Annotated in this window: 22 protein-coding genes; 9 read left to right on the top strand and 13 right to left on the bottom strand. The window is 64.3% G+C overall.

Going from position 1 to position 19,771, the window contains the following annotated elements:
• Positions 1–63: 63 nt before the first annotated feature.
• From modC to KVG96_RS11660, 5 genes are all read right to left on the bottom strand, one after another.
• Entirely contained in the window at positions 64–1,143 is a 1,080-nt protein-coding gene (gene modC / locus KVG96_RS11680; protein ID WP_217892205.1) for a molybdenum ABC transporter ATP-binding protein, read from the bottom strand.
• 3 nt (positions 1,144–1,146) lie between these two features.
• Positions 1,147–1,827, bottom strand: coding sequence for a molybdate ABC transporter permease subunit (modB, locus tag KVG96_RS11675; protein WP_085583937.1), 681 nt, complete (start codon positions 1,825–1,827; stop codon positions 1,147–1,149).
• Positions 1,828–2,595: a molybdate ABC transporter substrate-binding protein gene (gene modA, locus KVG96_RS11670; protein ID WP_217892204.1), complete on the bottom strand. Its 768-nt coding sequence runs from the start codon at positions 2,593–2,595 to the stop codon at positions 1,828–1,830.
• Between the two features lie 166 nt (positions 2,596–2,761).
• A complete protein-coding gene (locus KVG96_RS11665) occupies positions 2,762–3,826 on the bottom strand; it encodes an NAD(P)H-dependent flavin oxidoreductase (protein ID WP_217892203.1) in 1,065 nt (354 codons plus the stop codon).
• 95 nt (positions 3,827–3,921) lie between these two features.
• Positions 3,922–6,375, bottom strand: a complete 2,454-nt coding sequence (locus tag KVG96_RS11660) for an autotransporter (protein ID WP_217892202.1) — start codon at positions 6,373–6,375, stop codon at positions 3,922–3,924.
• 174 nt (positions 6,376–6,549) lie between these two features.
• Between KVG96_RS11660 and acuI the strand changes: the two genes are divergently transcribed.
• Both acuI and KVG96_RS11650 read left to right on the top strand, forming a co-directional pair.
• Positions 6,550–7,533, top strand: a complete 984-nt coding sequence (gene acuI, locus KVG96_RS11655; protein ID WP_217892201.1) for an acrylyl-CoA reductase (NADPH) — start codon at positions 6,550–6,552, stop codon at positions 7,531–7,533.
• Positions 7,534–7,594: 61 nt separating this feature from the next.
• Positions 7,595–8,056, top strand: a complete 462-nt coding sequence (locus KVG96_RS11650; protein WP_217892200.1) for a GyrI-like domain-containing protein — start codon at positions 7,595–7,597, stop codon at positions 8,054–8,056.
• On the opposite strand, the gene ada is transcribed toward KVG96_RS11650, so the two are convergent.
• The 5 genes from ada to KVG96_RS11625 form a co-directional block, all read right to left on the bottom strand.
• Positions 8,053–9,120: a bifunctional DNA-binding transcriptional regulator/O6-methylguanine-DNA methyltransferase Ada gene (gene ada / locus KVG96_RS11645; protein WP_217892199.1), complete on the bottom strand. Its 1,068-nt coding sequence runs from the start codon at positions 9,118–9,120 to the stop codon at positions 8,053–8,055. The genes KVG96_RS11650 and ada overlap by 4 nt on opposite strands.
• Before the next feature lie 72 nt (positions 9,121–9,192).
• Complete coding sequence (gene alkB / locus KVG96_RS11640; protein ID WP_217892198.1) at positions 9,193–9,870, bottom strand: DNA oxidative demethylase AlkB; 678 nt, start codon at positions 9,868–9,870, stop codon at positions 9,193–9,195.
• Between the two features lie 5 nt (positions 9,871–9,875).
• Positions 9,876–10,592 carry a 2OG-Fe(II) oxygenase gene (locus tag KVG96_RS11635; RefSeq protein WP_217892197.1) on the bottom strand — a complete coding sequence of 239 codons (717 nt, stop codon included), beginning with the start codon at positions 10,590–10,592 and terminating at the stop codon, positions 9,876–9,878.
• A gap of 92 nt (positions 10,593–10,684) precedes the next feature.
• Positions 10,685–10,855 (bottom strand): hypothetical protein, encoded by a 171-nt coding sequence (locus KVG96_RS11630; RefSeq protein ID WP_217892196.1) that lies wholly within the window; start codon positions 10,853–10,855, stop codon positions 10,685–10,687.
• Positions 10,856–10,889: 34 nt separating this feature from the next.
• The gene (locus KVG96_RS11625; protein WP_085583922.1) at positions 10,890–11,192 is read right to left on the bottom strand and encodes a DUF1883 domain-containing protein; all 303 of its coding nucleotides are present in this window, start codon (positions 11,190–11,192) and stop codon (positions 10,890–10,892) included.
• Between the two features lie 212 nt (positions 11,193–11,404).
• Between KVG96_RS11625 and KVG96_RS11620 the strand changes: the two genes are divergently transcribed.
• Both KVG96_RS11620 and KVG96_RS11615 read left to right on the top strand, forming a co-directional pair.
• Positions 11,405–11,761, top strand: a complete 357-nt coding sequence (locus KVG96_RS11620) for a hypothetical protein (protein ID WP_217892195.1) — start codon at positions 11,405–11,407, stop codon at positions 11,759–11,761.
• 70 nt (positions 11,762–11,831) lie between these two features.
• On the top strand, positions 11,832–12,062 hold the full coding sequence (locus KVG96_RS11615) for a hypothetical protein (RefSeq protein WP_085583917.1): 231 nt from the start codon (positions 11,832–11,834) through the stop codon (positions 12,060–12,062).
• Positions 12,063–12,064: 2 nt separating this feature from the next.
• On the opposite strand, the gene KVG96_RS11610 is transcribed toward KVG96_RS11615, so the two are convergent.
• Both KVG96_RS11610 and KVG96_RS11605 read right to left on the bottom strand, forming a co-directional pair.
• Positions 12,065–12,355: a hypothetical protein gene (locus tag KVG96_RS11610; protein WP_217892194.1), complete on the bottom strand. Its 291-nt coding sequence runs from the start codon at positions 12,353–12,355 to the stop codon at positions 12,065–12,067.
• Positions 12,356–12,496: 141 nt separating this feature from the next.
• Complete coding sequence (locus tag KVG96_RS11605; protein ID WP_217892193.1) at positions 12,497–12,685, bottom strand: hypothetical protein; 189 nt, start codon at positions 12,683–12,685, stop codon at positions 12,497–12,499.
• Between the two features lie 224 nt (positions 12,686–12,909).
• On the opposite strand from KVG96_RS11605, the gene galU reads away from it, so the two are divergent.
• Together galU and gorA are read left to right on the top strand one after the other, a co-directional pair.
• Entirely contained in the window at positions 12,910–13,749 is an 840-nt protein-coding gene (galU, locus tag KVG96_RS11600; RefSeq protein WP_085583911.1) for a UTP--glucose-1-phosphate uridylyltransferase GalU, read from the top strand.
• A gap of 130 nt (positions 13,750–13,879) precedes the next feature.
• Positions 13,880–15,238, top strand: a complete 1,359-nt coding sequence (gene gorA, locus KVG96_RS11595) for a glutathione-disulfide reductase (protein WP_217892192.1) — start codon at positions 13,880–13,882, stop codon at positions 15,236–15,238.
• Here the strand turns inward: gorA and KVG96_RS11590 are convergent.
• Entirely contained in the window at positions 15,235–16,251 is a 1,017-nt protein-coding gene (locus KVG96_RS11590) for a DNA-binding protein (protein WP_217892190.1), read from the bottom strand. The two genes, gorA and KVG96_RS11590, sit on opposite strands and share 4 nt — an antisense overlap.
• A 176-nt stretch (positions 16,252–16,427) precedes the next feature.
• Here KVG96_RS11590 and KVG96_RS11585 point away from each other — a divergent pair, with 176 nt between their 5' ends.
• The 3 genes from KVG96_RS11585 (at position 16,428) to ahpF (ending at position 19,762) form a co-directional block, all read left to right on the top strand.
• Positions 16,428–17,366 carry a site-specific integrase gene (locus tag KVG96_RS11585; RefSeq protein WP_217892188.1) on the top strand — a complete coding sequence of 313 codons (939 nt, stop codon included), beginning with the start codon at positions 16,428–16,430 and terminating at the stop codon, positions 17,364–17,366.
• A 138-nt stretch (positions 17,367–17,504) separates the two neighbouring features.
• Positions 17,505–18,068 carry an alkyl hydroperoxide reductase subunit C gene (gene ahpC, locus KVG96_RS11580; RefSeq protein WP_085583902.1) on the top strand — a complete coding sequence of 188 codons (564 nt, stop codon included), beginning with the start codon at positions 17,505–17,507 and terminating at the stop codon, positions 18,066–18,068.
• Positions 18,069–18,199: 131 nt separating this feature from the next.
• On the top strand, positions 18,200–19,762 hold the full coding sequence (gene ahpF / locus KVG96_RS11575) for an alkyl hydroperoxide reductase subunit F (RefSeq protein ID WP_217892187.1): 1,563 nt from the start codon (positions 18,200–18,202) through the stop codon (positions 19,760–19,762).
• Positions 19,763–19,771 lie beyond the last annotated feature (9 nt).

Genomic DNA, 19,771 nt, shown 5'->3' with positions numbered 1-19,771 from the left:
TCCTGGTGGCGGTTCGGGCTGTCATGGCGATTGACCGCGCCCGCCCGTCGACGTGCGAACGATTTACGCCAGTACGGCTACGGCCTTGATCTGTGCCCAGAGGCGTTGGCCCGGGTGCACGCCCAGCTGATCCCGGGAGAACCGCGTGATCCGCGCCAGCAGCGGCGTGCCGCCGGCGTCCAGGCGGATCAGGACGTGCGCGGCGTTGTCCCCGGCCAGTTCGCTGACCACGGTGACCGGCAGTCGGTTGAGGATGCTGCTGTGTTCCGGATCCTGCAGCGACAGGCTGATGTCCCGGGCCTGCACCTTGCAGCGCAGCGGTTGGCCGATGTCCATCGGCGCATGGGGCACGCGGATGTTCATCCGGGTGTTCGGCAATTGCAGGCTGAGCAATTGATAGCCGGCGTCGTAGGCACTGACCTGGCCTTCGATCACCACGCCGGCATCGTCGCCCTGGGCCAGCGGCAGGTCGAGGCGGGCCAGGGTTTCGCCGATCGGGCCGCTGGCCAGCGCCCGGCCGCCGCTGAGCAGCACCAGGTGATCGGCCAGCCGCGCCACTTCGTCCTGGGCATGGCTGACGTACAGCACCGGAATGTCCAGTTCGTCGTGCAGGCGTTGCAGGTAAGGCAGGATTTCGTTTTTGCGCTGGCTGTCGAGGGCGGCCAAGGGCTCGTCCATCAGCAGCAGCTTCGGGCTGGTCAGCAGCGCCCGGGCGATGCCGACGCGCTGGCGCTCGCCGCCGGACAAATGCTGCGGGTGCCGGTTCAGCAAGTGGCCGATCCCCAGCAGTTCGGTGGCCTGGCGCAGATCGACCCGGCGCTGCGGCCGGGCGATGCGCTTGAGGCCGAACTGCAGATTGGCCAGCACCGACAGGTGCGGGAACAGGCTCGCCTCCTGGAACACGTAGCCCAGCGCCCGCTTGTGCGGGGGCACGAACAGGCCTTTGTCGCTGTCCTGCCAGACTTCGTCGTTGATCCGGATGAAGGCCTTCTCGGCTCGCTCCAGGCCCGCGATGCAGCGCAGGCAGGTGGTCTTGCCCGACCCGGACTGGCCGAACAGCGCCGTCACGCCGCGGCCGGGCAACTGCAGGTCGACGTCCAGGCTGAAGCCGGAGTAGGAGAGGGTCAAGCGCGCGTCGATCATCCGTCAGCTCCAGCCGGCGCGGGTCTTGCGGCTGGAATAGAGCGCCAGCAGCACCAGGAACGAAAACACCAGCATGGCCCCGGCCAGCCAATGGGCCTGCGCATATTCCATGGCCTCGACGTGGTCGTAGATCTGCACCGAGACCACGCGGGTCTTGTCGGGAATGTTGCCGCCGATCATCAGCACCACGCCGAATTCGCCGACGGTGTGGGCAAACCCGAGGATCGCGGCGGTGATGAAGCCGGGGCGGGCCAGCGGCAGGATCACGCTGAAGAACGTGTCCCAGGGATTGGCGCGCAAGGTCGCGGCCACTTCCAGCGGGCGGGTGCCGATGGCGGAAAAGGCGTTCTGCAGCGGCTGCACCACGAACGGCATGGAATACAGCACTGAGCCGACCACGAGGCCGGTGAAACTGAATGTCAGGGTGCCGAACCCCAACCATTGGGTGAACTGGCCGATGAACCCGTTGGGGCCCAGCGCCAGCAGCAGGTAGAAGCCAATGACGGTCGGCGGCAGCACCAGGGGCAGGGCCACCACCGCACCGACGGGGCCGCGCAGCCAGGAGCGGCTACGCGACAACCACAGGGCAATCGGAGTGCCGACCACCAGCAAGATCGCGGTGGTCAGGGACGCCAGCTTCAGGGTCAGCCAGATCGCCGCGAAATCGGCACTCGTCAGCGACATTTACAGCTGGTAACCGTAGGACTTGATCACCGCAGCGGCTTTCGGGCCTTTGAGGTAATCCACCAGGGCCTTGGCGGCGGCGCTGTCCTTGCCTTTGTTCAGGATCACCGCGTCCTGCCTGATCGGATCGTGCAGGCTGGCCGGAACGATCCATGCCGAACCGCTGCTGACTTTGCCGTCCTTGTAGATCTGCGACAGGGCGACGAAGCCCAGCTCGGCGTTGCCGGTGGACACGAACTGATAGGCCTGGGTGATGTTCTGGCCTTCGACGATCTTGGCCTTGGTGGCGTCGGTCAGTTTCAGCTTGTCCAGCACCTGGGTGGCGGCCAGGCCGTAAGGCGCGGCTTTCGGGTTGGCGATGGACAGGTGCTGGTACTCGTTCTTCTTCAGGACGTCACCCTTGGCGTCGACATAACCTTCCTTGGCCGACCACAGCGCCAGGGTGCCGACGGCGTAGGTGAAACGCGAGCCCTTGACGGTGTCGCCTTCCTTCTCGAGCTTTTCCGGCGTGGTGTCGTCGGCGGACAGGAACACTTCGAACGGCGCGCCGTTCTTGATCTGGGTGTAGAACTGGCCGGTGGCGCCGTAGGCGGCCACCAGTTTGTGCCCGGTGTCTTTCTCGAAATCGGCGGCGATGGCCTGGATCGGCGCGGTGAAGTTCGCCGCGACGGCCACTTGCACTTCATCGGCCTGAGCGCTGCCCAGGGTGAAGACGGCGATCAGGGAAGCCAGGCAAGCGGGGGCAAAACGTGAGGCACGAATGGTCATGTAACAGCTCCGTGGTTGGCGTGTGCAGTGCGCAGTTGTTGTTGGAGGTGGACTGCGCCGATGCGAGGGGTGATTCGCTATATAGGTGACTATATAGCGAAATGCCTTCAAACGGAAAGCGCGATTCGGTGCCGGACGAAGGGGCTGAGCCTGCGCCCGCTCGGGATCATCGGCCCGCCAGTTTCGCCAACGCGCCTTCGGCCAGTTGCCGGGTCAGCTCTGCGGTGCCGATGTCCCGCCCGAGCGTGAACGCCTGGCCGGCCCACAGGTTGCTGAACTCGGCTTCGGCCTTGGCCCGCAGCGGCATCAGCGCACCGCCGGCCAGCGGAAACGCCGGCGCCTTGGCCGACATCGGGCCCACTTCGCGCATCACCCGGTTGAGGATGCCCCGCGCCGGGCGGCCGGTGAACAGGTTGGTGATGGCGGTCTCGCTTTCCTTGGCGGTGCGCAAGGCCTTGTGGTGCGAGGCGCTGATCTTGGCCTCCGGCGTGAACAGATAGGCGGTGCCGACCTGCGCCGCCGAGGCGCCCAGCATGAAGGCGGCGGCAACGCCCCGCGCGTCGGCAATCGCGCCGGCGGCGATCACCGGTACGTTCACCGCGTCCACCACCTGCGGCACGAGGGCGAAGGTGCCGACCTGGCTGCTCAGGTCATCGCTGAGGAACATCCCGCGATGGCCGCCGGCCTCGTAGCCCATGGCGATGATCGCATCGCAGCCGTTCTGCTCGAGCCACACGGCCTCATCGACGGTGGTGGCCGACGACAGGATCTTCGCGCCGGTGGCCTTGACCCGCTCCAGCAGGGCTTTCTCCGGCAGGCCGAAGTGGAAGCTCACCACTTCAGGCTTGAATTCTTCCAGCACCTCGCACGCTGCCGCATCGAAGGGTGCGCGGTTGGACACCGGTGTCGGCGCGTCGAAATCGACGCCCAGTTCGCGGTAGTAGGGTTCAAGCAGGTCTTTCCAGTCCCGGGCGCGCTGCTCGTCGGGGGCCGGCGGCTGGTGGCAGAAGAAGTTGACGTTGAACGGCTTCGACGTGCCCTGGCGGATGTTTCTCAATGCTTCACGCAACTGGTCGAGGCTCAGCATCGCGGCAGGCATCGAACCGAGGCCGCCGGCGTTGCACGCGGCGATCACCATGGAAGCGTTCGTGGCGCCGGCCATCGGGCCCTGGATGATCGGCAGTTCAATGCCGAAGAGGTCAAGAATGCGGGTGTCTGGCCATTGGCTCATGGAAAGGGTTCTCCGAACGACAAAACGGGCAGGGACGGCAGAGCCGGTTTTGTACCAGCAAACCCGGCTGCAAGGCCAGCCGGGATTTGCGGCCTTCAGCGTCGGTGGAACCCGCCACCACCGCCGCCCCCGAACGAACGGTTCATGACCCGCGAGGAATCGTGGAATTCGTTCAGGCGCTGATTACCGAAGTTGCGGGCGGCGGATTCGCGGTTGAGGTTCTGCAGTTGCGCGGTGTTGTTGACCGGCGCGCGGGTGGCGCCGCCCTTGACCATCGATTGCCAGCCGTCGTCGGTTTTCTTGTAGACATTGCCGTCGTGCCCGGCATACACGTTGTCGCCGATGCGCGCGGCGCCGCCGTCGCGCCCGCGGATCCCGCCGTACTGGGTGGTGTTGCCGGTGTTGGGGTTGTACACGGCGCCCCGGCTGGCGGTGACCTGGGTGCCGGTGCGCGCATTGCCGGCCGTCACCCGCTGTCCGGCGATGGCGCCGCCTTCGGGGCCGACCGCCGCGCCACTGCGCCCGGCGGCGTAGTTGCCGGTGTAGACGTTGTGCACCGCGCCGCGCTGGCCCGCCGCCGAGACGCCGGTGCGTGAGTTGTAGGAGGCCCCGACCTGTCCCGCCCAGCGGTTGCCGGTCCAGGCGTTGTAGCCGCCGCCATAACGGCTCACCGTCGCCCGGTCGCCCCATTGCCTGTAGATATTGCCGGTGGTGCCTGCCCAACCGCCCGGGCCCCAGGCAACGGCGCCGCCACGGTAGCCGTAGGCGGCGCCACCCCAGGCCAGCGGCGCCGGATACAGGCGCGGGCCCCAGGCATAGCCCCAGCCGTAGTTGCCCCACCACGGATAGGCGCCCCAGCCCCAGCCCATCGCCACGGTGCTGCCGCCCCAGCTCCAGCCGAAGCCGAAACCGAAGGTCCAACCGGTCCACGGCGTGTAGCGGATGGCGACGCCGAAGCCGTACGTCACCGGAGGTCCGTACCACACGCTGCCGACCCAGGGCGTGTACGGATACCCGGTGCCGTAGACCACCACGCCCGTGGCCGGATCCAGCGTGGAGCCCTGGTAGCCGGGCGTGTAGCCGACCACCACCGTGTCGCCGCTCGATTCGTAGACTTTGACGTAGGTGAGGTAGTGCATGGGTGAGCTGGGCGGGATCGAATAGATCACCGCCGGCACGGAGCCTGCGACCGTCCACGGCCCGTTGACGCTTGTGGCCGTGAACCAGATGCCGTTCTCCACGGCGTACCAGCTGTCGGTGTCGACCCGGATGATCGGCGTGGCGCTGTTGACCACGTACTGCAGCGGGGTGCCGGTGATGGCCTTGAGCTGAGGTTCGCCATCGAAGGCGGGGGCGGTCATCTTCACTGCGCTTTTCTTGATCGCCGAGGTCTGCGGGATGGTCGCGGCGATGGCCGCTTCCTTGGCCTGCGGCGTGCCGGCCACCGAAGCCTTGACGTTTTCTTTCGGGCTGTCGTCGGGAATGTTGGCGAAGTCCGCTGGCAGCTTGTCGGCCGGGGTGAAGGTCCAGGGGCCGTTCATGTCGGCGGCTCGGAACCAGCGCCCGGAAATCAGCACGTAGCTGTTCTGGTCGCCGATCTCCTTGAAGATGTGCCCGGTGGTGTTGCTGACATACAGCAGGCGCGTGCCCTGGATCGGCTGCCATTGCGCCGCGCCGTCGGTGACGATCAGTTCGGTCGGCGTGGTGGCGATGAAGATTTTCGGCTGCGGCGGTTTGGCCAGGCTCGGCGCCTTGGCCTTGGGATCGCCTTGGCCGGTCAGCAGGTCCACCTGGCGGCTGTCGATCGCGGCTTTCTTGGCCTTCTCCAGGCCGGCGGGCGGGGAGGCCAGGCGCGAATAGTCGCCGTTCAACCGGTCCGCGGCCATCCAGCCGTCGAACACGTGCAGGTAATGCTTGCCTTGATCGTCCTTGAGCAGCAGCGGCCGGGTGTTGATCACCCGTTGCAGCCCGGTGCCTTCCACCGGTCGGTAGGCTGGTTCGCCGTCGATGTACACCAGCAGCGCCGGGACGTCCGAGCTGAGGATGGCAGGCGGGGTGTTCTCCAGCGGCGCGGCGTCGGCCTTCTGCTCGGCGGCAAGCACCCCGACGGCGGCCTCCAGCTGATCGAGGGAAATGGTTTTCTTGCGGTTGGCGGCATCCTTTTGCAGCGCGGTGACCCAGGTGGCGGCCTGGCTCGCATCGGACGGGAAGTCGGCCTTGATAATGTTGTACTGATCGAGGGCGACCCAGCGCGTGGCCTTGTCCACCAGCGTGTGGGCGCTGAACTGGACGACGCCGTAGATGGACTTGCCGTCGGCGCCGGTGGCTTCGACGGCGGCGCGGGCCTTGAGGGTGTAGCCGTCCCAACTGTCGAGCTGCGGCTGGTAGACCGTCAGCTTGGCGGCGCCGCTGGTGATGACTTGCGGCCATGTCGGCTCGTCGGTGGCCGTGCCCGTGCCTTTGCTCGCGGGAGCCGGCGCGGCCCAGGCACTGCCCAAGGCGAAAAGGCACAGCATGAGACAGGCGAGAAACCAACGGGGACGGGTCATTGTCAGCTCCATCGACATGAGGTTTTCGGGGGCGAAGGGATCGTCGAAAAAGCATAGCCGCCCGCCATGGAATCACCCGGCGGATTTGCCGATTGGCGCAAAGTCGTGTGTGGCAATGTGTTGCAGTGTGGTATTTGAATGCCACGACCCCGAAACCTTCCCAGCGAGGCAGTCATGTTCAACGGCATTCTGATCGACAAAGACGACAGCGGTTACCGCGCCAGCCTGCAAACCCTCGACGACGGTCAACTGCCGGACGGCAATGTGACGGTGCGCGTGGCGTACAGCACACTGAACTTCAAGGACGGGTTGGCGATCACCGGCAGCAGCCCCGTGGTGCGCCAGTTCCCGATGGTGCCGGGGATCGATCTGGCGGGCACCGTGGAGGCCAGTTCGCACCCGGACCACAAGGCCGGCGATCAGGTGCTGCTCAACGGCTGGGGCGTGGGCGAAAGCCATTGGGGCGGCCTGGCGCAGAAGGCGCGGCTCAACGGCGACTGGCTGATACCGCTGCCCGACGCGTTCTCCGCCGCGCAGGCCATGGCCATCGGCACCGCCGGCTACACGGCCATGCTGTGCATCATGGCGCTGGAGCGCAACGGCGTGACGCCGGCGCAGGGCGAGGTGCTGGTGACCGGCGCCAACGGCGGTGTCGGCAGTTTCGCCATCGCCTTGCTGAACCGGCTCGGGTATCGCGTGGTGGCGTCCACCGGTCGCCTCTCCGAGCACGAATACCTGAAACGACTGGGTGCCGGCGAGATCCTCGACCGGGCGACCTTGTCCGAGCCCGGCCGGCCTCTGGCCAAGGAGCGCTGGGCGGCCGTGATCGATTCGGTGGGCAGCCACACCTTGGCCAACGCCTGCGCCAGTACCCGCGCCGAAGGCACGGTCGCCGCCTGCGGACTGGCCCAGGGCATGGATTTCCCTGCGTCGGTGGCGCCCTTCATCCTGCGCGGCGTGACGCTGGCCGGCATCAACAGCGTGACCCAGCCCAAGGCCCGGCGGATCGAAGCCTGGAACCGCCTGGCCAAAGACCTGGACTTCGCCCTGTTGCCGCTGATCAGCCACGAGATCGCCCTGAGCGAGGCCATCGCCGCAGCGCCGAAGCTGCTGGCCGGCCAGTTGCGCGGACGGGTTGTGGTGGACGTCAATCGCTGACACAGTAAGCGCCTTCCCGGCCCTGCGGGGCCGCGTTCAGGCACATGGAGCGGCGCATTCGATGGATCTCAAGCAACTTTACGTCAATGGTTTCACGGTCGCGGGGCTGCGGGTACGTACCACCAACCTCGCCGAACATGACGGGCACACCGCGAAGATCGGCCCGATGTGGGATCGGTTCCATAAGGCAGGGCTGGCGGCCGTCATTCCCGGCAAACAGACCGAATCACCGGTCTATGGCGTGTATTCGGCCTATGAGTCGGATGCGTCGGGGGCGTTCGATGTGACGGCGGGCGTCGCGATCCTCGATCGGGACAGCACCGACTTCGAAACGGTGCGGATCGAGAGCGGCGACTACCTGGTGTTCGAAGGGCATGGCGCGCTGCCCGAGGCGGTCATCGCCACGTGGGGCCGGATCTGGCGCTATTTCGAGGATAACCCTCAGGTCGAGCGGCGTTACGCCACCGACTTCGAGGCCTATACCGGCCCCGACTCGGTGGCGGTCCACATCGGCATCCGCTAAGGCTGGGCTTCGCGCTCAAGCAGCGCACGCTTGCGTTCCACGCCCCAGCGGTAGCCCGACAGGTTGCCGTCGCTGCGCACCACGCGATGGCAGGGAATGGCCACCGCCAGGCTGTTGGCGCCGCACGCCTGGGCCACGGCGCGCACGGCCTTGGGCGCGCCGATGCGCTGGGCGATGTCGGCGTAGCTGGCGGTGCTGCCGGGCGCAATGTCCCGCAGCGCCTGCCAGACCCGCTCCTGAAACGCTGTGCCGCGCACGTCCAGCGGCAGGTCGAGGCCCAGCGCCGGTGCCTCGATGAAACCCACGACGCTGGCGATCAACTGCTCGAATCCGCTGTCCGCACCGATCAGGTTGGCCTGACGGAATTTGTCCTGCAGGTCGCACACCAGTTGGTGCGGGTCATCTCCCAGCAGGATCGCGCAAACCCCGCGCTCGCTCTGCGCCACCAGAATCGCCCCCAGCGAGCATTGGCCGACGGCGAAGCGGATGTCGTTGTTCCTGCCCGCTGCACGGTAATCGCCGGGCGTCATGCCCAGCATCTGGTCGGCGCTCTCGTAGAAGCGGCTGTTGGAGTTGAATCCGGCATCGTAGAGCGCATCGGTGACCGTCCCGCTGTCCGCCAACCGCTCCCGGACCTTGCGGGAGCGATGGGCCGCGCCGTATCCCTTGGGCGTCAGGCCGGTGACGGCCTTGAACACCCGGTGAAAGTGGAACGGGCTCAGGCCGGCGGCCTCGGCCAATTCATTGAGCGGCGGCAGGTGTTCGGCCGACTCGATCCGCCGGCACGCCGCCGCCACCGTTGCCGCATGCTGGGCGGCCATGCTGCTCTGATCCTTGCCCGCCCGTTTGCTGGGGCGATAGCCCGCCGCTTCGGCCTCTTGCGCGGTATCGAAGAACTCCACGTTCTGCGGCTTGGGCAGGCGTGCCAGGCTGCTGGGACGGCAGTAGACGCCGGTGGTTTTCACGGCATACACGAACTGCCCGTCCGCCCGGGGATCTCGGGCGAGGACGGCGGCCCAGCGTGGATCGTCTTCAGTGTTCGGTGTCGCGCAAAGCGTTTTCATGATGGTTCGTCCGTTGACCTGTTTGATTCAGGTTAACCAGCCTGGCTGACGGCAACACTCCGGGGCTTGCGGTCAAATTCTGCGCGAGGATCCGGCGCAGCGGAAGGTCAGGTTCAGCCGTTGCTCGCCCAGGCGCGGGTGAAGGCCGGGCTTGACCGGCAGCACACCGTGGTAGCGCAGACGGTCGACGCCGCCCCAGATCACCATGTCGCCGTGCAGCAGCGGGATGCGCCGGGTGCCGTCGGCACGGGCGAAACCGCCGAACAGAAACGTCGCCGGCAACCCGAGCGAGAGGGAAACGATCGGTTCGGCGTAGTCCTTTTCGTCTTTGTCCTGGTGCAACGACATCTTCGCGCCGGGAACATAGCGGTTGATCAGGCAGGAATCCGGCGTGAATCCGGCAAATCCTGCCTCTGCCGCCGCCGCTTGCGCCAGATCGGAGAACGCCGCCGGCATCGCCGGCCAGGGCTGTTGGCTGAGCGGATCCACAGGCGAGTAGCGATAGCCGCTGCGGTCGGTGATCCAGCCCAGTGCGCCGCAGCTGCTGGTGGCCACTGACATGCTGAAGCCACCGGGCGTCATCATGTGGCGCAGCGGCGCTTCGCTGAGGATCCTGTCCAGCGCGGCGAGCAACGGATCGACACAAGGCAGGGCGAACCCCCGCAGCCACCACGACTGCTCGCCGATCTGCTCGGTGCGCGGCGGTTGTGGTTCGGTGTCGGCGAACAGGTCGAGGGTTGTCGGTTGCATGGCCGTCATGTCGCGTCGTGAAAGATGATCCCGAGAGTATGCCGTGTGCCGCTGTGCAGGCGACTGACGCCGTGACGCATGGTCACCCGGTAGTCGCCGCGCACGCCTTTGACCGGCCGCTGGTTGACGGCGAAGATCAAGGCGTCGCCCTGCTTCAGGTCCATGACCTGCGGGCGGGACTGCATGCGTGGGCGCTGCTCGGTGAGGACGAATTCGCCGCCGATGAAGTCCTGCCCCGGCTCCGACAGCAGAATCGCCACTTGCAGCGGAAAGACGTGCTCACCGTACAGATCCTGGTGCAGGCAGTTGTAGTCCTGCGGGCCGTATTGCAGCAAGAGCGGTGTAGGACGGCATTGTCCGGCAGCATGGCAGCGCTCCAGGAACTGCGCATGATCGCCGGGGAAGCGTTCCTCCAGTCCCATCCGCTCGTACCAGCGGTTGGCCAACGGCACGAGGCGCGGATAGAGCGCGCTTCGCAGGCGTTCGACCAATGGTGGCAGCGGGTAGCCGAAGTATTTGTATTCGCCGCGGCCGAAACCGTGGCGCGCCATGATGACCTGCGAGCGGAACGGTTCGGATTGCGGGTAGAGCGCTCTCAGGCGGTCGCAGGTTTCCGGGCGCAACAGGTTGCGGATGATGGCGCAGCCGTCTTGATCCAGCTGCCGCTCTAGCTCGAACCAGTCGAGCGAATCCAGCGGGGAAGGGGTGGGCGGGTTCGACATTCCGGCTCCTTGGCGCAGATCGAAGCGGTCAGTCTGGGCGGATGCCCGTCTCGCGGCACTCCGCTGCTTGCGGTCGAATGTCCGCCCGCGCCTTACAGCGCCTTGCTGACGCTGATGTCGCTGATCACGTCGCCGCTCTGCCCGTGCAGGGCCTTAAGGGCAGCCTCGGCTTCGTCCGGCGTGCCTTTTTCCAGTTGCGCGAATTCGAAGCGACGTTCGCCGTTGAGTTTGTACTTGATGACGTATTTGGTCGTTTGGGCCACGGAAGTGTCTGCCTGTCCAGGAATGAGGGGCGGCTCAGCTGAGTTTGGAGCTGGAGCGGCGGATGATCTTGATCGAGTGCGTCAGGTTCGGCTTGCGGGTCACGCTGATCGCCCGGCGGCTGACGGTGTCGATGGTGATGTTCCAGTAGCCGGTGCTGGGGGCGGTGATGCGCGCCGGAAACTTGTCGAAGGCGCCGCCGTGATAGGTGTGACGGCCGCCGTTCTTGAAGCTGCGGAAGTTGGCGTCGTTCATCAGGCGGATGTTGCAGGTCTGCGAGCACTGGATGACGACGATATCGTCTTCGTTGAGGTGCTCGCGCTGGTGAATGAATTTCATGGGCGCCTCCAGAAGGGCTTTTTCTGCTAAATCAAAACGATAGCATGGGCTGTGGGCGCAGTTTATCAGCCCGGACGGGTTATTATCCCGCCGTCGGGCGCTGCTTTGACAATTTAAAACGGATTTTCGCGGTGCGATGCGCGATAAACGCAACAGGCCCCCGGAGAAAAACGGCATTCGTGCTGTCGGAGGGGCTTTATTGGAGGAAATGTATGAAGTGGGGTGCGGTTTGGCTGCCGGCGGTGTTGGCAATGAGCGGTTGCGCGAGCGTTTCGGAGATCGACGCCACGTTGCCGACCATGAACGTGATTTCCGGCAAGAAACCCCATGAATATGCCGGGTGCCTGGCGCAAAGGCTGGCGGACACCCGCGGCGCCTTGCAGGTCGAGCCCCATAAGGACGGCGTTCGGGTGATCGTGCCCGGCAAGCTGTCTTCGGGCCCTGCGGCGGTGTTCGACATCGAGGAGCGCTCCGGCGGCAGCAGCATCAAGCTGCACGAGCGCATGTCCAACGTCCCTGTGCGCCCCCGGGATGTGCGCAACGCCGCCAACGCCTGCATCTCGGGCTGATAGACTGCCGGCGGTCGGCATCGGAGCCGTCAAGGAGCCCTTGGCGGCTTCGTCATTTCTGGAGAGAGGCATGAAGCGGGAACAAGTGCGCGAACGGCATGCAGAGGGCCTGATCTCTGCCACCCACGTGATCCAGAACCCGGCGAACCTGGGGGAGTGGATCGTGTTCTTCAAGAAGAGCGGCGGACGCAGCTACTTCCTGGTGGACGACAACGATGAGGTCGAGTCCTTCAGCCGGCTCGACGACCTGATCGACGTGGTGCGCGGATTGGGGGTCAAGTTCGCGGAGATCCACCTGTAGGCCTACTTGCAGACCACCACGACGCTGCGGGTCTTGTAGTTGCCGACGTCGAGCCCCAGGGTCTTGTCGCTGTCCCGGGCGGACGGCGTGCCGTCGGTGCCGATGATGCGGTAGCCGGTGCCGGCGCAGGAGTCGTCGGCCTTCTCGTAGCAACTGGCCCAGGAATTGGCTTCGCCGGAGCAATCGATGCTCAGGCCTTGTTCGCCGTCGTCCAGGTAGGTGGGCTGCGAGGAGGCGCAACCGGCCAGGGCCAGCAGGGCGATCAGCGGCAGGGTTCTGAAGAGGGCGGTCATGACACATTCATCCTTGCAAAAAAGGGTGGCCAAACGATCTGACAGCGTTGGCGCGAAAAGGTTATAGCGATTGGCCAGTCCCCGCAGGGACGGCTCAAAAAAGCCCTGCGCAACGGCAGGGCCTGGGGACTTCGATGCAGCTCAGTCCTGATCGTCGCCTCGGCGTTTAGGGCCTGGCGGGGTGTCTTCGAACACGGCAGCCACCTCGACCGCCATCGCCTCGGTGGGCAGCGGGCCGACGACCTGCTCGCCCTTGGCGTTGCTGATCCACCACTGGCCGTCTTTCGCCTGGCTGACCAAATACCCGTTGATGCTTTTTGCTGCGGCCATCTCTCTGTCTCGTCGGCTGGTTCAAAGGCGCCATGATACCGGCAAAACGGCGCATCGGCTGATTTGAGCTACGCTGATTGCGCAGTCTTGAAGCGGCTATGGAACTATCGGCCGGAATATTTCTCTATGTTGGCGTCGGTTAGCCAGTGCGGGGCATTGTAAGGTGCACGCCGCCTGATTAGACTGCGCCGAAACTCGTACACACAGCCCTTTCAAGGACTTATATGATCAAGAAATGCTTGTTCCCAGCAGCCGGTTACGGTACTCGCTTCCTGCCAGCGACTAAAGCCATGCCCAAGGAAATGCTGCCGGTGGTAAACAAGCCACTGATCCAGTACGGCGTCGAAGAGGCCCTGGAAGCCGGCCTGACCGAGATCTCCATCGTCACCGGCCGCGGCAAGCGCGCCCTGGAAGACCACTTCGACATCAGCTACGAGCTGGAAAACCAGATCAAAGGCACCGACAAGGAAAAATACCTGGTCGGCATCCGCCGTCTGCTGGACGAGTGCTCTTTCTCGTACACCCGTCAGACCGAAATGAAAGGCCTGGGCCACGCGATCCTGACCGGCCGTCCGCTGATCGGCGACGAGCCGTTCGCCGTGGTGCTGGCGGACGACCTGTGCGTCAACCTCGAAGACGACGGCGTGCTGACCCAGATGGTCAAGCTGTACAAGCAGTTCCGCTGCTCCATCGTTGCGATCCAGGAAGTCGATCCTCAGGAAACCAACAAGTACGGCGTGATCGCCGGCGAAATGATCCGTGACGACATCTACCGCGTGCACAGCATGGTCGAGAAGCCAAAACCGGAAGACGCGCCGTCCAACCTGGCGATCATCGGCCGCTACATCCTGACCCCGGACATCTTCGACCTGATCGAGCAGACAGAGCCAGGCAAGGGCGGCGAGATCCAGATCACCGACGCTCTGATGAAGCAGGCCCAGAACGGCTGCGTCATGGCTTACAAGTTCAAGGGCAAGCGTTTCGACTGCGGCGGCGCCGAAGGCTACATCGAGGCGACCAACTTCTGCTTCGAGAACTTCTACAAGACCGGCAAGGCTTACTGATAAGCGACTGTCGCGTCTGCACGAAAAAACCACCTTCGGGTGGTTTTTTCATTTTCCGGCCCCATTTGGATGGCAGCGCTTGCCCAATGAACGACTGCGGGTATGCTGGTGAGCTGTCAAGGAGAGAGATATGGCCTACGATTTTGACCTTTATGTGATCGGCGCCGGTTCCGGCGGTGTGCGCGCTGCGCGCTTTGCGGCGGGGTTCGGTGCGAAAGTCGCCGTGGCCGAGAGCCGCTACCTGGGCGGCACCTGCGTCAACGTCGGCTGCGTGCCGAAGAAACTGTTGGTCTATGGCGCGCATTTCGCCGAAGACTTCGAGCAATCGTCGGGCTTCGGCTGGAATCTGGGCGAGGCCGATTTCGATTGGGCGACGCTGATCGCCAACAAGGACCGTGAGATCAATCGCCTGAACGGCATTTACCGCAACCTGCTGGTCAACAGCGGCGTGACCCTGCACGAAGGTCACGCGAAGATCGTCGACCCGCATCAGGTCGAGGTCAACGGTGAGCGCTTCACGGCGAAGCACATCCTCATCGCCACCGGCGGCTGGCCGCAGGTGCCGGAGATTCCGGGGCGCGAGCATGCGATCAGCTCCAATGAGGCCTTCTTCCTCAAGGAACTGCCGAAACGGGTACTGGTGGTGGGCGGTGGCTACATCGCGGTCGAGTTCGCCGGGATTTTCCACGGTCTGGGTGCGGACACGACGCTGCTGTACCGCGGCGATCTGTTCCTGCGCGGCTTCGACGGTTCGGTGCGCAAGCATTTGCAGGAAGAATTGACCAAGCGCGGGATGGATCTGCAGTTCAATGCCGACATCGAGCGGATCGAGAAACAACCCGACGGCAGCCTGAAGGCCACCCTCAAGGACGGTCGTGTCCTGGAAGCCGATTGCGTGTTCTACGCGACGGGGCGGCGTCCGATGCTGGATAACCTGGGGCTGGAAAACACCGGCGTCACGCTGGACGACAAGGGCTTCGTCAAGGTCGATGAGCTGTTCCAGACCAGCGAGCCTTCGATTCTCGCCCTGGGCGACGTGATCGGTCGCGTGCAACTGACGCCGGTGGCGCTGGCCGAAGGCATGGCGGTGGCGCGGCGTCTGTTCAAGCCTGAGCAATACCGTCCGGTGGACTACAAGATGATCCCGACGGCGGTGTTCAGCCTGCCGAACATCGGCACCGTCGGCCTGACGGAAGAGGAGGCGAGGAGCGCCGGGCATGACGTTGTGATCTTCGAAAGCCGCTTCCGCCCGATGAAGCTGACCCTGACCGATTGCCAGGAGCGCACGCTGATGAAGCTGGTGGTCGACGGCAAGACCGACAAAGTGCTCGGCTGCCACATGGTCGGCCCGGACGCCGGCGAGATCGTGCAGGGGCTGGCCATCGCCCTGAAGGCCGGCGCCACCAAGCGTGACTTCGACGACACCATCGGGGTTCACCCGACGGCGGCCGAAGAGTTTGTCACCATGCGTTCGCCGGTCGGCGCTTAAGCGCCTTTCGGCTCGGCTGCGTCTGCCGCTGCCGCCACGGTGGCGGCCAGGCGCAAGCTGTCCTCCAGGCTGGCCTGTGCCTTGGTCAGTTCCTTCTCCAGTCCCTGATTGAGTTGCGCCTGTTCGTCGAGGCTCTGTTTGAGCGTCTGGCTTTCCAGGGCGGCGACGCGCAAGCGTTCCTGGAGGAGGGTGCGTTCGCTGTCGGCGCGGGACGCTTGCTCGAACAACTGGTCCTGGCGCTGGTTGCTGTGCTTGAGCTGATCCTGCAGCAGGCTGAGCTCACGTAGCGAACCGCGGTTTTCGGTCAGCAGGCGTTCGTTGTCACGGTGCAGTTGGGTGATTTCATCCTGGCGCACCAGCGCGCTTTGCTGGGCCTGGCGCAATTCCATCTGCAACTGCTGCACTTGCCCTTCGTGGCGGCTCTGTTCCTGTTCGCGCTGTTCCTTGATGGCGTTGCGGTAGTGCTCAAGGGCGTCGCGGGCGTGCAGGTGCTTCTCTTCCAGCGAGCGGATCTGTTCGTCCTTGTCCTTCAGGCGCAATTCAAAATCCGCCAGTGCCTGGTTCAGTCCGGCGTTGCGGGTCTGTTCCGTCTGAAGCATCGACCGGGTGTCGGTCAGCGCTTCGGATTCGCGGGCCAGTGCGGCACTCTGGATGTCGTGTTGCTGTTCCAGTTGCGTCAGCGCCTGGCGGGTCTGGTTCAGCTCGGCCTCCAGCGCCTCGCGCTGTTCTTCGAATGCCTCGCGGGCCTGTTCGATCGGCTCCTGTGCCTGCTCCTTGAGCCGTTGCGCCAGGCGGGCGACCAGGGCGGTCAGTTCGTCGTCGATCGGTTCGGACGGCGCTTCGACGGGTTCTCTCCCGTCATCCAGTTCCTTCAGATAGCGATGAATGGTGGTTTTCGAGCCGGTATTGCCCATTTCGATGCGTACCGCGTCGATGCTCGGGTGTTCTCCGCGGGCCAGAATCGCCAGCCGCGCCGCTTGAACCAGTGCCTTATTGATGCCACCACGGGCCATGAGTGAACCTACCTTTACGTACTGTGCTACATGCCATGAAAAATGCAGTGTACCATGCCAAAAAATAAGTTAAATGTTTGATTATCAAGAGGCGGGATATACTCGTATTATCCCGTGCGAAGCGCTGAATTGCGCGTTGTGCGCAGTCCGTCAGTACACCTGTGAGAAACCCGTCCATGAGCGATCTGGATCGCTACCTGCAAGCCGCCACCCGTGACAACACCCGCCGCAGCTACCGCGCGGCCATCGCCCATTTCGAAGTGACCTGGGGCGGCTTCCTGCCCGCGACGGCGGAAAGCGTCGCCCGCTACCTGGTGGCCCATGCCGGTGTGTTGTCGATCAATACGCTGAAGCTGCGTCTATCGGCGCTGGCGCAATGGCACAGCAGCCAGGGATTTGCCGACCCGACCAAGGCGCCGCTCGTGCGCAAGACGCTCAAGGGCATCCGCGCGCTGCATCCGGCCCAAGAGAAACAGGCCGAGCCTTTGCAACTGCAGCACCTGGAACAGGCGGTGGCCTGGCTGGATCAGGAGATCAGCGAAGCCAGGGCTCAACAGAAGCGGCCTCAGTTGCTCAAGGCCTGCCGTGACCGGGCGCTGATTCTGCTGGGGTTCTGGCGCGGCTTTCGCAGCGACGAGCTGTGCCGCCTCGAGATCGAGCACGTCCAGGCCCGCGCCGGCAAAGGCATCACCGTGTACCTGCCGCGCAGCAAGGGCGACCGGGAGAACCTGGGCAAGACCTACCAGGCGCCGGCGCTGCTCAAGCTGTGTCCGGTGCAGGCTTACATCGAATGGATCACCGAGGCGGCCCTGGTGCGCGGCCCGGTCTTTCGCGGGGTGGATCGCTGGGGGCACCTGAGCGAGGAGGGGCTGCACGCCAACAGCGTGATTCCGCTGCTGCGCCAGGCGCTCAAGCGCGCCGGCATCGAGGCCGAGCACTACACCACCCATTCGCTGCGCCGCGGTTTCGCGACCTGGGCGAACCAGAGCGGTTGGGACCTCAAGTCACTGATGAGCTATGTGGGCTGGAAGGATATGAAGTCCGCCATGCGCTATGTTGAAGCCAGCCCCTTTGAAGGGATGGTTCGGATCACGGATAAGCCGCCGTCGCTTTAGATATCGTTTTCTTCTATTAATACAGTCAGCTAATAGCGAAAACAAATCAGCAGCATCAGGTTTGCCAATGAGCCATCCGTCGAGCGAGTGGGTAGGATTCACCCCATCGAGTTCACAACCCCTGACGGAGAGTCATCAATGCCTATCATCAACAGCCAAGTAAAACCGTTCAAAGCCACCGCGTTCAAAAACGGCGACTTCGTGCAAGTCTCGGACGCTGACCTGAAAGGCAAGTGGTCGGTCGTATTCTTCTACCCAGCCGACTTCACCTTCGTTTGCCCGACCGAGCTGGAAGACTTGGCCGACAACTACGCAGCCTTCCAGAAACTGGGCGTAGAGATCTACAGCGTTTCCACCGACACCCATTTCGCCCACGCTGCCTGGCACAACACCTCGCCAGCCATCGGCAAGATCCAGTACACCATGATCGGCGACCCGACCCACGTCATCTCCCGCAACTTCGACGTGCTGATCGAAGAAGCCGGCCTGGCGGACCGCGGCACCTTCGTGATCAACCCAGAAGGCCAGATCAAGATCGTTGAACTGAACGACGGCGGCGTCGGCCGTGACGCTTCCGAGCTGCTGCGCAAGATCAAGGCCGCTCAGTACGTCGCTGCCCACCCAGGCGAAGTCTGCCCGGCCAAGTGGAAAGAAGGCGAGGCCACTCTGGCTCCGTCCCTGGACCTGGTCGGCAAGATCTAAGTCTGTGACACGCAATGCAGGGCGGAACTCCGCACCTACCTAAGTAAGCTGCACCGCCCAATGAAAACGCCCGGGCGAGATTCGCTCGGGCGTTTTTTTTCGCCTCAAAGAAAGTTCAGGAGATCGCCCGTATGTTGGACGCCAATCTTAAAGCCCAGTTGAAATCGTACCTGGAACGGGTCACCCAGCCGATCGAGATCGTCGCTTCTCTCGACGACGGTGCGAAATCCCGTGAAATGCTTGAACTGCTGAAAGACGTCGCCAGTCTTTCGAGCCAAATCACCCTGATCGACAGCGGCGACGATGCCCGCAAACCGTCGTTCTCGATCAACCGCCCCGGTGCGGACATCAGCCTGCGTTTCGCCGGCATTCCGATGGGCCACGAATTCACCTCGTTGGTACTGGCCTTGCTGCAGGTCGGCGGTCACCCTTCGAAGGCCAGCGCCGAGGTGATCGAACAGATCCGTTCGCTCAAGGGCGAATTCAGTTTCGAAACGTACTTCTCGCTGTCGTGCCAGAACTGCCCGGATGTCGTCCAGGCGCTGAACCTGATGGCCGTGCTGAACCCGAACATCCGCCATGTCGCCATCGACGGCGCGCTGTTCCAGGACGAAGTCAACGACCGCAAGATCATGGCCGTGCCGAGCATTTACTTGAACGGCGAGAACTTCGGTCAGGGCCGCATGGGCCTTGAGGAAATCCTCGCCAAGCTCGACACCGGCGCCATCGAGCGTCAGGCCGAGAAGATCAGCGCCAAAGAGGCCTTCGATGTGCTGGTGGTCGGCGGTGGCCCGGCCGGCGCTTCGGCAGCCATCTACGCAGCCCGCAAAGGCATCCGCACCGGCGTCGCCGCTGAACGCTTCGGCGGTCAGGTGCTGGACACCATGGCCATCGAGAACTTCATCTCCGTACAGGAGACCGAAGGGCCGAAACTGGCGGTGGCGCTGGAGGAGCACGTCAAGCAATACGACGTGGACATCATGAACCTGCAACGCGCCGACAAGCTGATCCCGGGCAAGAACGGCGAGCTGCACGAAGTCCGTTTCGCCAGCGGCGCGAGCCTGAAAGCCAAGAGCGTCATTCTGGCCACTGGTGCGCGCTGGAGGGAAATGAACGTGCCGGGCGAGCAGGAATACCGCAACAAAGGCGTGGCGTACTGCCCGCACTGCGACGGCCCGTTGTTCAAGGGCAAGCGCGTGGCGGTGATCGGCGGCGGCAACTCCGGCGTGGAAGCGGCCATCGACCTGGCGGGCATCGTGGCCCACGTGACCTTGCTGGAGTTCGACGTACAGCTGCGTGCCGACGCGGTACTGCAGCGCAAGCTGCACAGCCTGCCGAACGTGACCGTGATCACCAGCGCGCAAACCACAGAGGTCACCGGCGACGGGCAGAAGGTCAACGGCCTGCGCTACAAGGATCGTCAGTCGGATGAATTGCGCAGCGTCGAGCTGGAGGGGATCTTCGTGCAGATCGGCCTGCTGCCCAACACCGATTGGCTCAAGGGCACCATCGAGTTGTCGCCGCGCGGTGAGATCATCGTCGATAACCGCGGCGAAACGTCGATCCACGGCATCTTCGCCGCAGGCGACGTGACCACCGTGCCGTACAAGCAGATCGTGATCGCGGTGGGCGAGGGCGCCAAGGCTTCCCTGAGCGCATTCGATCACCTGATCCGCACGTCGGCCCCGGCATAAGCCTCTAGC

It is taken from the genome of Pseudomonas ekonensis, from assembly GCF_019145435.1.
Taxonomy (GTDB): domain Bacteria; phylum Pseudomonadota; class Gammaproteobacteria; order Pseudomonadales; family Pseudomonadaceae; genus Aquipseudomonas; species Aquipseudomonas ekonensis.
The sequence above is the reverse complement of the archived record's forward strand: the minus strand, read 5'-3'. Positions and strand labels throughout refer to the sequence as shown.